This window comes from Paenibacillus sp. JCM 9796 (assembly GCF_055379675.1).
In genome coordinates this window covers 4039667-4052994 of record NZ_AP043723.1, presented here as the reverse complement: position 1 = coordinate 4052994, position 13328 = coordinate 4039667, and the positions used below count along the sequence as shown (strand labels likewise).

Here is a 13328-nt window from a genome sequence, read left to right as displayed (position 1 = left end):
GGCTGGGCTGAACGACTACTTCGCTGCAGAAGCAGCTGTCGCACTTTGTACCTAATCATAACAAATCTTATTGTCGAAAGATAGCTAAAAGTACCTAAGATTCGCCTTCATATCAAGGATTCCGGCTGTGCCCTAAATAAATAAACGCAGTGCGAACATGCTCAGAATGCCAATGAGGACCGTCCCCAGCAGGCTGCGTGTGATCATGGCTGCCGTAAAAGTAAGCAAGGCGGCTATTAACTCCGCTTTATTTATAAAAAACGAAGCCTCCCCTTGCGGTGCGAACAGTTCCTGTCCAATCAACGCAGCCATAATAGCAATCGGAACATGCTTCAACCACTGCAATGCCCAGCTTGGCAATTGAATACGGCTAAGCGCTACAAGGGGAAGAATTCTCGGAATGAAGGTTACAATAGCCGCTCCGACAATAATGAATACGATGTGCCATCTTATTTCCATTTATCCATCACCAATCCTATGGTTGAAGCTAGAACGGTAGCCACGATAACACCTAAGCTTCCGGATGAAATCATGCTCATGCCCACGATAATGAAGATCGCGCTGATTGCGACAACAACGTCTTTCATGATTTGACCGCGGCTTGCCATTTGCAGCACAAGAAGTCCTATAAACATCGCCGGCAAAGCAAAATCAAGACCATACCTCTCCGGATTTGTAATCCATTGGCCAAAATACGCGCCGGCCATATTCGCGACAAACCAGTTCAAGTATGCTGTCACGTTAAGACCGTGCATCCATCTTTCACTGATCCGCTCCTTGCCGGCTGCCCGGGTTAATGCCACTCCGAACGTCTCATCGGTTAACAGGGAACCTATCCCAATATTTTTCATCGGAGAGAGATGTCGAAAATAAGGCGATAAGGCCGCGCTTAGCAAAATATGGCGGAGATTCACAAAAAAAATCGTAAAGATCATGGCGGTAACGGAATAACTGGCCGTGATCATCCCGGCAAAAATAAATTGTGCGGAACCCGCATAAAGCAGCAAGGACAGAAGAGCGATTTCCGCTAAGCTTAAGCCTGCGGTCTTCTCCACGACGCCTGCGGCGAACCCGATGCTTAAGTACCCGAGCAAAGTAGGAATACAATCCTTTACCCCCTGTATGAACGTATCGTCCTTGGGGGCAGCTGTCGTGTTTGTTTGCATGTGATCTGCTCCATCATCTCATCAGTTTTCAATGCCATATTCTATTAATTATATCATTTTCGCACTCGCCAACCAAAGAGTCCTCCTCATGCGCCTGCAAATTTTCTCCCGATTGACCAGACCTATGATGTTTTTCTCTATTTTTTTTGATATGATTATAGAATGTGTAATTTGTCAGACTAGAAAGCAGGTGTCTAGGAATATGCTTCTGAAGTATGACTCTAGCGGACATTACGTGCGTTCCCGGATGAAGACCGTGTGGTTAATCCTGGGGATATTGCTGGTCGCCGCAAATCTTCGGGCCGCCATCACAGGATTAGGCCCCTTGGTAGATGCGATTCGTTTAGAGACGCATTTATCGAATACGGTAACCGGCATGCTAACCGCTTTGCCGTTACTGGCCTTTGCCGCGCTCTCCCCGGTTGCCCCTAAAATTTCACGCAAAATCGGGATGGAAATGACGCTTTTCCTAAGCATGATCGTGCTAATTGTCGGGATTCTTCTAAGGTCCTATGCTTCGGTCGTCACGCTATTCATGGGTACAATCATCATCGGTCTTGCCATTGCGATCGGAAACGTGCTGCTGCCGGGCCTTGTTAAACGGGATTTTCCCGAGCATGTAGGATTCATGACCGGTGCGTACTCGGTTTCGATGAACGTCTTTGGCGCACTGGCTTCGGGTATCAGCGTCCCCCTTTCGGTGGGGGCAGGACTTGGCTGGCGGGGGTCTCTCGCAAGCTGGGCTGTCTTAGGCGGATTGGCCGCGCTCTTCTGGCTGCCGCAGCTTCGTTCCCGCCAGGCAGCGTCAACTGCGGGCGGCGGCGGCTCCATCTGGCGCTCCTCCCTGGCATGGCAGGTCACCTTGTTCATGGGCTTGCAGTCGTGGCTTTTTTACATTAATGCGGCATGGCTGCCCGAAATTCTGCATAGCCGGGGGATGAGCGTCTCAGCCGCCGGATGGATGCTATCCGCCATGCAGTTTGTAAGCCTGCCGGTTTCATTCATCGTTCCGATTCTCGCCGGGCGCAGTTCCAACCAAAGAGGCATTGTAATCGTAACGGTGCTCTTTCACCTTATTGGATACCTCGGATTGCTTAGCGGGAATACCTCGCTGATCTGGCTTTGGATTATTTGTATTGGGATTGCAGTAGGTTCAAGCATCAGTTTGGCGCTTGCTTTCTTCGGGCTTCGCACGCAGAATGCGCGTCAAGCCGCCGAGCTGTCGGGGATGGCGCAGTCCGTCGGATATTTGCTTGCCGCGTTCGGCCCCGTCCTGTTCGGGTTTCTTCATGACGTGACCAACACTTGGGCAATTCCGTTGTTAATCACTGTGGCGGCCAGTCTTCTGCTGCTGTCCGTGGGCCTCGGGGCCGGACGCAACGCGTATGTGACAGCCGGCAGCAAGAAAAAATCATCATGAGATCAAAGCTTTGTTGGAGCGGATTTACCCGATGATTTAACTGGAGCGTAATCTGAAGCAGGACCTTCGCAATTGCGGAGGTCCTGCTTCAGATTCGTGCGGGGCAGGGGGCCGCCGGCACAAAAATCTTCGCTTGATATTACGGATAAAAGGATTCGTTCTTCAACCAAGTTCCACCCTCATCGGTGCTCCGGTAAAACATCGTTGCCGACCGGAGCGCTCCCCGTGCCGCCTCTTCGACTGAAGCAAACCGATTGTCCGTTGAAACGTACGGGTTGGCATTATCCGCTCCTCTATAATAATAACTTAGTTCATAAAAGTAATGACCGGCTTCATTCTTCAGGATTTTAATTCCGACTTCTTTACCATCAATGCGAGCCTTTAAAGCCTGGACGACCTCGTGAACAGCTTCAATATCAGGATGAAGATTCGCCAGCTCAAATAAATTCAACATCAGGTGCCTCCATTCGTGGATTTTGGTCTGAACGCAGCAACTCTAATTAATGCTTCAAATGAAAAGGTACAGTCGAAATCGTAACGTCTTTTCGATTTAATCAATAGGCACGAATTAATATACTGGATTGATTATGCAGAAAATTGTGCCACCAACTCCTTGTAATAAATTGCGGAATCATCACCGTTACATAATCCGTCTCGCTGGTTTTCCATTCAATTGTATCGATAAATTTAATTAAAGGTCTCAGTATGCTCCGATAACTGGATTTTAAAATAACAAGCCGAACGCCTGAATTCCACTCCTTCCTTTTTTCTCCATCTTCTGTGCATCATCGTCGTCAAAAGCAACATAAACGGCAATAATGTTCTGATATCGACTTGGCATACCCGATCGTATTTAAAACGACCCGATTAACCCCTGCCACCGGGACAACGATCACATTACCTTTGGTCACTGGCGTCTCTGCTTTCGGATCAATCCGCAGTTCATTAGCCATATTCAGGTAATGCTTGTGGATACGAATAAAGAAATAGATAACAACCGGAAGGGAAAGGAATATGATCCATACCCCCATCAAACTTTGATTTTTGGCTCTCACCCAGCAAGCAAAGCCTGAGTTTGGTTCCCCCGCTTTCCCAAAGGGAAATTAAGCGAATTAGAATTAGAAACGTTATTTTGTTTTCATGAGTTGTATTATACGCTTATTCAAAAAAGCTATAATACAGATGAAATCAAGATATTAGACATCGTTTTGATAAAACGACGCGTGATACCGCTTACATATCATGCGGTCTTTTATTTCATGCTTTTTACTCGATGAATCGCGTTTTTTCTTTTCCCCAACAACCAAAAAGCCTTCATCTCACGATCCCTCTTATAGAGGGAACGTAAAAAGAAGGCTTGATTAGGGGGGCGACAGCTAAGAAATCTGCACACCTTTTTTAAGTGATTTAAGGTCGATGTTCGAGTTTAAGAGCAACGGCAGTATCTTCATGCTGCTTACCATCGGAGCAAGACACTGTCGGCAAATCGGCTGACATTCAAAGGCAAAGTTGTCACGAATCCAACCCTTACAGTCTTCATTTTCACATGACCAAATCATCGTATTTTCCGTAGGGATATCCTCTAACAATTTTTTCCGAAAATACATGATGAACCCCTCCTTATGATCCAAAAGAAAAGCTGCCCTCCATATTTGTTAGGGCAGCTTGCTTTGGGTTTTACAGCTTTACAACATTTTCGGCTTGCGGACCGCGATTTCCTTGTACGACATTGAATTCAACACGTTGACCTTCATCTAACGATTTGAAACCATCGCCTGTGATTGCACTGAAATGCACGAACACGTCGTTGCCGCCTTCCACTTCGATAAAACCAAAACCTTTTTCAGCATTAAACCATTTCACTGTACCTGTTTGCATAATATGACCTCCAAATTTTTATTTAACATGTACTTTTTATTTTTGGAAACAAATAAAAAATTCACACATTGAAAAAGGTACCATCGCACAAATGATAACCCTTTGCAATATGTGAATCAAGGTTTCAAATATATGATTAAAGTAATCATACCACACTCAAACGCAAAGGGCAAGTTTTTCTCTCCTCCACAAACCAAAAAGCCCTCGTCTTACGATTCTCCGCAAAGAAGAACCGTAAAAAGAAGACTTTGTTAGGTCCATTGGATTTCCTCAGATCTGCAGCTCCCCAAGCTTAATCAGCTCGACAACCGCTTGCGAACGCCCTTTTACATTTAATTTCTGCATGACGTTGGAGATATGGTTGCGTACGGTTTTCTCACTGATAAACAGCTGCTGCGCGATATCTTTCGTCGTTTTGTCCTGCACCAGCAGTTCAAATACTTCGCGTTCGCGATTGGTGAGTAAAAATTTACTTTTGTGATCGCTGCCCTTCAAATGTCACCCCTCCTTGCCCGGGTTTTTGTATCATTACAAGGTCTAGGGATACAGTCAAATTCAGTTTATGAAGGATCACGTATACTGGTGCGGCAACCGTCCAAAAATGGGCGAGACGATGAGGCATCGCAGCTATTGGCGGGGAATCCGCCAGGGTACGGTTTTCCGGCATACGGTTATGGTTACATCTTAAGATACCCAACATGGAATGGATCTACTGAAGTGCCGCTATGGATCAGGCTTGTCCGTTCGCTTGCGCTTTCACGATAGCCGTGCAATATTTGCAGCGAATCGCTTTCTTCGGGATCTCGGATAAACATTCCGGGCATTCCTGCAAGCCGGCTTTCGGATCGGGCTTTGCCTCCTCCTTCTTGCGCAGTCGGTTCAATTGCTTCACGGCAATGAAGATGACGAACGAAATGATCAGAAAATCAAGCATTGTGCTGATAAACAAGCCGTAGTTTAACGTCGGCGCCGACGCTTTCTTGGCATCTTCCAGCGTAGCGAAAGACCGGCCGTCCAGACTGATGAACAAGTCCTGGAATTTTACACGGCCCAGCAGCAGGCCGATCGGGGGCATAACCAAATCGTTGACGATGGACGTGACCACCTTGCCGAAGGCGCCGCCGACAATAACCCCGATCGCCAAATCAATCATATTGCCCTTCATGGCAAACTCTTTAAATTCTTTCCAGACCGTTGCTTTCATCTCGTTCAAACCTCCGTTTTTTTTATTAGTTTATAACAACAAACAAGCTCCCGCAAAGTTTGTGCTTTGCTGGAGCTTGCTCTGGTTTGGTTATTTAGAGATAAACATCTGTGTGAACATTTTGCCGCACGGACCGCCGTCGACGATGCCGACGCCGATGTGCGTGAAATCGTTACTCAATATGTTGGCGCGGTGTCCGGACGAATTCATCAGCGCTTGGTGTGCGGCCTCTACCCCTTTGTTGCAGGCGATATTCTCGGCGGCGTTGCGGTAGCTGATGCCGAACTGCTTCATCATATCGAAGGGCGAGCCATACGTCGGGGACTGGTGGGAAAAATAATTTTTATCCACCATATCCTGACTTTTCAACTTCGCCACATGGGACAACTGCGGATCGACAGTCAACGCCGGCAAGCCGGCCTGGGTACGCGCCCCATTGACCAAGTCGATCATCTGCTGCTCCTCCGCGCTAAGCTTGTTGTCGCTTGGCGGCTGCGGATTCGGAGCCGGAGCCGGGGTTGGCGTTGGCGTCGGAGCGGGCGCAGGCTTCTTCGGAATTTTCAAATTACCGTAAGCCCATAGGATTGATTGCAGCGTCTTATCGTCGACCGCCCCCGTTACCGGAAGGCCGTACGCCTTCTGGAACCTCTTGACCCCGTTCTCCGTGACGGGTCCGTAATAACCCGATATGGAGCCGGAGAAATAACCGAGCGACTTCAACATCCCTTGCACAGCGTAAACATCTGGTCCTTGGGCGCCTTTGCCGAAGGCGAACACCGTTCCTGAGACGGCAAAGCTAAGCAGCAGAGCGATCGTAAGCAGCAGTGTTGTTTTCTTCGTTCGTAATCGGTTAAACATGTGAATTTATTCCTCCTGAACAGAAGTGAGATGGGGCTGATCGATTGCCTACTTCCAGCATCCCCCGACGATTGCAATATTATGAACGGATATTCGGCCGGTTTCTCCACGCTTGCCGAAGCAGGCAGCAGGCGGAATCCGTGGAGCCGCGATCCGGTGAAGCGGAGCGGTATCGGCCGATCTGACGGACCGTATAAGAATGGGTTGTAGGGGAATGCGCGGATGCCGCAGGAGAAAGCGCCGCCGTTCTGCCGACAACGCAAAAAGCCTGCTTCTCCCGGAAGGAAGAAGCAGGCTTACCGCGAATCGGAAGTTCGCTTATTTCTTGCGCACCAGTGAAACAAGCAGAGACGCTGCGCTCAGCACAACGGCTGCGATCGATAAGTAAAGCGGCGTGTTCGATGCCCCGTCAGTCGAAGCTGCGGCTGGCGAATCGCCCGCTGACGGCGCTGCGGTATGTCCGTGGCTATCGGCTGCCGCACCTGCCGGCTTCGCATTCACCTTCGTCACGGAAGCCGGCTTGTCCGAACCTTCGGCGCCGACCCATTCGACTACGCTGCCGTCTTTATAAGTCTGATACGCCTTCCACGTAATCGCGGTAGCCGTATCGGCGACTTTGCCCTGCATGTAAAATTCGCCGAATTCCGTCGGTCCAAGGCCTTCTCCGGTTGCCGTCCAGATGACGCCGCTGATTTTATCGCCTTCTTTGGTCAGCTCGTACTTCCAGCCGGGCTTCGGCTCGAAGCGGGAAACGGTTACCGCGTCCAGCGGAAATTTCACTTCAACCTTTACGGTCGGTTCGTTTTTTTCCGACGGTACGCGGACAGTGAATTTCTCATAGCTTCCCTGTGTCGTTTCTTTCGGTTGCACGGTCACGTGAGCGCTTGCTAAGCCCGACAACAAGAGAGATAAAAGCAGGACGAGTCCAAACGTGAATGGCAGCTTTTTCATTTCCAAATTATCCCCTTCCCTGGTTACAACGATCAGTATTTCCATTCGTAATATATCGTAAACCGCTGCTTGGAAGAATGACTCAACCGGGCTATTTTTCGTTGTCTTTTTGGACGTTTTGTGACTGAGCGCATTCGGGCATGTCGCCTGCCGCTTCTCGCGCTTACTCCGGCCAATCAGAGTTGACTTTCCTGGGCCAACCGCACCACCCGCTGCCCGCCTTCCGCCAGCATCGATCGGATGAACGGCAGCTGTTTGCGATAATGTTTACGCCAGCTTTGCGCCGGGCTCGAGGCATTGGCGGCATGGCACAAGAAGAACAAGCTGACTCTGGCTGCCGCGATGGGCATAATGGCTGCTTCCTCCTCGGTCAACTTCCCGTAGCCCCGGAGAAAACAACGATCAAACGTATCCGCATGCTCGGGAAGCAGCAAGTTAATGACCCACAGCGCATAGGCGATGTCTTGAACACGCTGTCCCTGCTGCATAAAATCAAAATCCATCACGAGGCAAACGCGGTCTTCCGCATAACACTGATTCCAAAAATGCCAATCGCCGTGAAGCGTCGTGCAAGGCAAGCCGCTTGCGGCATCCCCCCACTGATCCAGCACCCGCCGGATCAGCTTCTCGGCCTCGGCCCGTTCATCCACCGGTATACCGGACAAGCTGCGCATCCGCTCAAGCGCTTCCGTATAATAGGCCGCATCGGCATAGAACGACCACGAAGGACGGGGGCCTGCCGGAACTTGGACAAGCGATTCGTGAAACGCTCTTAACATGCGGGCGCTCTCAAAAACCTGCGCTTCTCTGCATTGAAACGAATCCGCGCTTACGAACGGAGTCACCTGTACCAGTTTTTCCTTATATCGGATAAACGGATCGCCTCCCACCGCCGTCAACGGGCACGCAGCGGGAATGCCGTTCGCACGCAGAAGCGCAATTGCCTGCCGGGCATGCCCCAAATGCTCCGGAGCGGCAGAGCGGTTCAGCACCCGGACCGCAAAGGTTCCGTCGGACGTTGTCATTTTCATGTTCACATTGAATGAACCGCCCAGCATACCGTCAAATCGGATGAATCTGCCCAATTGGAACCGCTCGCATACGAACTCCAGCAGCGCGTCGTCGAACGGTTTAGAAGGTTGGGAGCTTTCCATAGCGCTCACTCCTTGACTTGGAATAGGTGACCCCAAATGCTTCACCTCATAACCACTGCCAAACTTATTGGTACTACACTATATTCGCCTTCTGCAAAATTTTAATAGGATATATGCGTATTTAATAAAATTTTACAGCCTATCCACGAATGCACCTATCATTCCCAATCCATGAGACATATGCATGAGTATAGGTACGCCCCATCCTGATTGGAGGTGAAGTCTTGAAAAAAAGCAGACGCGCGTTACCTAAAAAATCCGTAATTCCGCTAAAAAAAAGAACGGCGTACAACGAAAGCACGGTTCCGAAGTCATATGCCGGAATCCGAAAACGGCGGGCTAAGGCGGGCCCGCTCCGTTTGATTCTTCCCAGATCCGGGCTGGAATTCCCCGCCCCCCCCCTTCGGGTTCTGATGGTACTCGATCAGTTGAATATCGGCGGGACGGAAACCTATACGCTGTCTCTAACGAGAGAACTGCTTCGAAAAGGAGCCTCCGTCTTGATCGCCGCCAAAAAAGGAAAGCTGCTGGAGCCATTCCTGGGGCTCGGCTGCCCGGTATACGAGATTGATTTCGTCGGGGACGACTACGAGCGGGATGAGGCCAATCGCAGCGCCCACATGGCCATGCTTCAATCGATTATTCGAACGGAGAAGATCGATCTCGTCCATGCCCATCAAGTTCCCTCCGGGATCGTAGCCCTGGAGGCGGCTCGAACGCTGCGGGTGCCGTTCCTGTTTACGGTCCACGGCACTTACTATGATCCCGCATTTTTAAGCGTTCTAAGAAGAAGCGCGACCGTAACCTGTGTCAGTCCCGCCGTCTTGCGCATGCTTCAGAACGCGGGGATCCAGGCCTTTGTCGTTCCGAACGGCGTCGACCCATCGGAGTACCATCCCCTGGACACCGCTTACCGCTCTTATCTCAGGCGTAAATTAGGGCTTCCGCAGCAAGCCCCGGTCGTCATGTATGCAAGCCGCCTGTCGTGGGAAAAAGCGGACATTTGCGAAGAAACCATTCATGCTTTGACTCTGATGAAGCAAACCGACTACCCCGACCTGCAGCTGCTTATCGCGGGCGGCGGTAAGAAACAAGACGAAATCCAGCAGATCGTCGAAAGCAAAAACGAACAAACGCAATCCCCGTTCATTCACTATGCCGGCGAGATTTTGAATATGAACGCCTATTATTCCATTAGTGATTGTGTCATCGGAACGGGAAGAATCTCGCTGGAGGCCATGTCATGCGAGCGCCCGCTTATTGCCGTAGGCAGCAAAGGCTTTTGCGGTCTCGTGAAACCGCAGCGGTACGAACAGATATGGAACTGTTGGTTCGGCGATCATGACGCCGATCTCCCCTTAACGCAAACCTTATTGACGGAACACGTGAGAAAAGCGCTGCATGAAGATCGGACGGACATCGTCCGGAACGTGCGGTCCGGAAGGTCGTTCGTGATTGACCGTTTCCATATTTCACAAACTACGGATAAGCTGATCGACGTGTACGCGCACATGCTCAAATCGAGGAAAGATGCCCGAATTTCCGATTTGTCGTGAATACATGTCGAATCGCTGAACTTGATGATGGAGTGATGACGTTGGAAGAGTACAGAATCGGTCCATGGGACCATCTGGAAGGTACAGTTGACCCGGGGATTGTCTTGGAACAATATGTTCCGCCCGAGCTGGAAGCGATCGCTTGGAAAGTCGCCGAGCTTTACGAGATGAAGGTCTCGGATATGACGCTTGTCACTTCGAAGCCTGACAAAGGCGGCGCTATCTGGAAAATGAATACCGATCGCGGTCCGCGCAGTATTAAGGTGCTCCACCGCGAACCGAAACGGAGCCTGTTCAGCGTCGGCTCACAGGAGTACTTGGTGAATCAGGGGGCACGGGTTCCGTCCTTGATTCGGACGAAGGATGATCGGCTTTATGTAGAGGCCGGCGGTAAGCTGTGGATCGTCACGGAGTGGATCGAGTCGCTCGTTCAGGCGTCCAAAATCGATTTGGAAGGCGCAGCCCAGCTATGCACAGGGCTTGGCGAATTCCACAAACTGTCCCAGGGCTACGTTCCGCCGTTCGGCGCTGCGCGTTCGACCCGGCTGCCGAGATGGCCGAAATATTACGAGAAAATTATTGCCAAAATCGGCTGGTTTCGAGATATCGCCCAAGCGTACCCGGAACTGTCCGCCAGCTCCCGGTTGTTGTCAATCGTTGACGATTACGACCGGCAGGCCCGGGAGATTTATGAGAAGTTTAAACTGTCGTCCTATCCCCGGATGGCAGCCATGGGCGATCCCCATTGGGGCTTGGCCCACCAGGATTACGGTTGGTCAAACGGGCAGATGGGTCCTGGCGGGATTTGGATTATCGACTTGGACGGCGTGGCGTATGACCTGCCGATCCGGGATTTGCGCAAGCTGATCACCAGCACGATGGATGATATGGGAGTGTGGGATTTAACCTGGATTCGCGGCATGATTGAAGCTTACCATCAAGCCAATCCGATCGACCGTGAAACCTTCGAGCTGCTGTGGCTTGATATGGCGTTTCCGAATGAATTTTATAAACATGTAAAAGAAATCGTTTATCAGCCGACCCTATTCATGGAGACGGAATTGAACGGCATTTTGGACCGGGTTCTGATTGCCGAGAGCACCAAATGGCAGGCGCTGGCCGAGCTGGAGCAGGACAAAGCGAATTACGTCCCTGGCCATTATCCGGAGCAGGAAGCGGCTGTGCTGCTGCCTGTCGAACGGACAGAGCGCGTGCTGGAAGGCCAAGAGCTTCCCATGCCGGAACTGCTCCCGCCCGCTGCCATGGTCGAACCGGTTACGACCCAGCCAAATATCATTCCTATCAGCCCGATGGAGCCGGTCGCCGTTTTGCCTCTTATCGAAACAGGTCAACCGGCTCGACGAATCGCAACGTCGCGTCCTCGACGTACCGCGAAGGACAAATCGCAACGTCGAAACGCGAAGGCCCTGCCGCCACAGCGAAATACGAAGACCCGACCGGCTCGTCAAGACGTGAAGGTCCTACCGTTTGCTCGGGATACGAAGGCCCAACCGGCAGCACAAGACGCAAAGGCTCTACCGGTTGCTCAAGACGCGAAGGCCCAACCGGCTGCGAAACGCAGAAGGAAGCCGGCCAGCTCCCAGAAAAGGTCTGCAGCGAAAAAAAGCGTACTGAAAAAGCAAGCTGCAAAGAAACGAAGCGTCCAAAAAAGCGCCTCCCTGCTTAAACCGGCCGTACGCGTAACACCGCCCAAACGCCGGACGAAACCTGACCGCTCGAAGCAGGCCCTGAAGCTCGCACCCAAACAGAAACAAAAAACAAGCCAAACGAAGAAGCCCGCCGGCGTCTTCAACCCGAATAAAAATAGGGCCGGGAAAACGACTCGCGTTCGGAAACCCGCCGCCGCCAATAATCGAAAGGCAGCTAGGCGGTAACGGACATTTTGAGACAGGATGGTGAGCTAAGAGTGAATGTATTGATGATTTGCACGGAAAAACTGCCTGTACCGAACATCCGAGGCGGAGCGATTCAAACGTACATCGTCGGAGTGGCCGGTTTATTGAATAAGCACCACAACCTTACGATTCTCGGACGAACGGACCCCGAATTACCGAATGACGAAGTGGTCAACGGAGTCCGTTATGTCCGTGTCCCTTCCGATGGCCTACTGGAGGTATACGCCGAAGGTGTGCTGGACTTCGTTTCAAGATTCGGCGGGAACTATGATCTGATTCATATATTTAATCGGCCGAAGCTTGTATTGCCCGTAAGGAAGGCAGCGCCCAGCGCCAGAATCGTATTAAGCATGCACAACGATATGTTTAACTCCGCCAAAATTCATCCCAGCGAAGGCGCCGCCGTCGTCGAAGTGACGGAGCGTATCATCACGATCAGCAACTATATCGGAAATGAGATTGCCGCTCTTTTTCCAAATGCGAGGGCTAAAGTGAAGACGGTTTATTCCGGAGTCGATTTAAACCGGTTTTCCCCTTGGTCGGAATCGGAATCGTCGCATCGCGATAGAGAGACGATCCGGTCCGAATACGGACTCGGATCTAAAAAAGTAATTTTGTTCGTTGGCCGGTTATCACGAAATAAAGGTCCGCATGTTTTGGTGAAGGCGATGTCCCAGCTCTCGCATAAGGATGCTGCGCTTGTCGTTGTCGGAGGTGCCTGGTACAGCGACAACTCGATCAGCGATTATATCGCTTACGTACGGGCGCTTGCCGAAAAATCACCAATACCCGTCATTACGACCGGTTATGTGGAAGCTCACGACGTACACCGCTGGTTTAATGCGGGAGATGTGTTTGTGTGCACCTCGCTGTGGCAGGAACCGCTGGCCAGAGTTCATTACGAAGCGATGGCAGCCGGGCTACCGTTTCTTACTACGGCAAGGGGGGGCAATCCCGAGATCGCAGCCGATCCGTTCGGCAAGCTTATTCAGAACCCGGAAGATCCGGCCGAATATGCCCAGAAGCTGAATGTGCTGTTATCGGATCTGCAATCGGCTCGTCGTCACGGACTCCAAGGCCGCCGTTTTGTCGAGAAGGGCTTTACTTGGGACCGGGTGGCCAGGGACATCTTAACCGTCTGGCAGCCGTAACCATGACGCTCTCCCTATCCGCCATGCAAGCAGAGCTTGCATGGCGGAGGACCGGAGGTTTGGCTGCAGCGCGC

The 13328-nt window shown here is 51.2% G+C and carries 14 protein-coding genes; 4 read left to right on the top strand and 10 right to left on the bottom strand.

Translation table 11 applies throughout. The annotated features are described in order from the left end of the window. Positions 1 to 132: 132 nt before the first annotated feature. Complete coding sequence (locus ACZ439_RS19625; RefSeq protein WP_372813094.1) at positions 133 to 459, bottom strand: AzlD domain-containing protein; 327 nt, start codon at positions 457 to 459, stop codon at positions 133 to 135. Then, positions 450 to 1166: an AzlC family ABC transporter permease gene (locus ACZ439_RS19620; RefSeq protein WP_127607738.1), complete on the bottom strand. Its 717-nt coding sequence runs from the start codon at positions 1164 to 1166 to the stop codon at positions 450 to 452. The genes ACZ439_RS19625 and ACZ439_RS19620 overlap by 10 nt, the downstream gene beginning before the upstream one ends. Before the next feature lie 202 nt (positions 1167 to 1368). Between ACZ439_RS19620 and ACZ439_RS19615 the strand changes: the two genes are divergently transcribed. Then, positions 1369 to 2586 (top strand): CynX/NimT family MFS transporter, encoded by a 1218-nt coding sequence (locus ACZ439_RS19615; protein ID WP_464620065.1) that lies wholly within the window; start codon positions 1369 to 1371, stop codon positions 2584 to 2586. A gap of 139 nt (positions 2587 to 2725) precedes the next feature. Here the strand turns inward: ACZ439_RS19615 and ACZ439_RS19610 are convergent, their stop codons facing one another. From ACZ439_RS19610 to ACZ439_RS19575, 8 genes are all read right to left on the bottom strand, one after another. Further along, positions 2726 to 3040: a hypothetical protein gene (locus ACZ439_RS19610; protein ID WP_054796916.1), complete on the bottom strand. Its 315-nt coding sequence runs from the start codon at positions 3038 to 3040 to the stop codon at positions 2726 to 2728. 922 nt (positions 3041 to 3962) lie between these two features. Beyond that, positions 3963 to 4193: a cold-shock protein gene (locus ACZ439_RS19605; RefSeq protein WP_155613743.1), complete on the bottom strand. Its 231-nt coding sequence runs from the start codon at positions 4191 to 4193 to the stop codon at positions 3963 to 3965. A 70-nt stretch (positions 4194 to 4263) separates the two neighbouring features. Further along, the gene (locus ACZ439_RS19600; RefSeq protein WP_054796919.1) at positions 4264 to 4464 is read right to left on the bottom strand and encodes a cold-shock protein; all 201 of its coding nucleotides are present in this window, start codon (positions 4462 to 4464) and stop codon (positions 4264 to 4266) included. A 270-nt stretch (positions 4465 to 4734) separates the two neighbouring features. Beyond that, on the bottom strand, positions 4735 to 4959 hold the full coding sequence (locus tag ACZ439_RS19595; RefSeq protein WP_010493958.1) for a helix-turn-helix domain-containing protein: 225 nt from the start codon (positions 4957 to 4959) through the stop codon (positions 4735 to 4737). A gap of 235 nt (positions 4960 to 5194) precedes the next feature. Beyond that, positions 5195 to 5668, bottom strand: a complete 474-nt coding sequence (gene mscL / locus ACZ439_RS19590; RefSeq protein ID WP_054796920.1) for a large-conductance mechanosensitive channel protein MscL — start codon at positions 5666 to 5668, stop codon at positions 5195 to 5197. 90 nt (positions 5669 to 5758) lie between these two features. After that, the gene (locus tag ACZ439_RS19585) at positions 5759 to 6526 is read right to left on the bottom strand and encodes a peptidoglycan-binding protein (protein ID WP_054800184.1); all 768 of its coding nucleotides are present in this window, start codon (positions 6524 to 6526) and stop codon (positions 5759 to 5761) included. A gap of 318 nt (positions 6527 to 6844) precedes the next feature. Beyond that, positions 6845 to 7477 carry a YcnI family copper-binding membrane protein gene (locus ACZ439_RS19580; RefSeq protein WP_127607727.1) on the bottom strand — a complete coding sequence of 211 codons (633 nt, stop codon included), beginning with the start codon at positions 7475 to 7477 and terminating at the stop codon, positions 6845 to 6847. Between the two features lie 176 nt (positions 7478 to 7653). After that, a complete protein-coding gene (locus tag ACZ439_RS19575) occupies positions 7654 to 8631 on the bottom strand; it encodes a phosphotransferase (protein ID WP_464620064.1) in 978 nt (325 codons plus the stop codon). Positions 8632 to 8855: 224 nt separating this feature from the next. Here ACZ439_RS19575 and ACZ439_RS19570 point away from each other — a divergent pair, with 224 nt between their 5' ends. The 3 genes from ACZ439_RS19570 to ACZ439_RS19560 are packed head-to-tail and all read left to right on the top strand — an operon-like array spanning position 8856 to position 13254. Beyond that, positions 8856 to 10187, top strand: coding sequence for a glycosyltransferase (locus ACZ439_RS19570; RefSeq protein WP_464620063.1), 1332 nt, complete (start codon positions 8856 to 8858; stop codon positions 10185 to 10187). 41 nt (positions 10188 to 10228) lie between these two features. Further along, entirely contained in the window at positions 10229 to 12082 is a 1854-nt protein-coding gene (locus tag ACZ439_RS19565) for a CotS family spore coat protein (protein WP_464620062.1), read from the top strand. A gap of 32 nt (positions 12083 to 12114) precedes the next feature. Further along, positions 12115 to 13254 (top strand): glycosyltransferase family 4 protein, encoded by a 1140-nt coding sequence (locus tag ACZ439_RS19560; protein WP_127607719.1) that lies wholly within the window; start codon positions 12115 to 12117, stop codon positions 13252 to 13254. Positions 13255 to 13328: the final 74 nt, after the last annotated feature.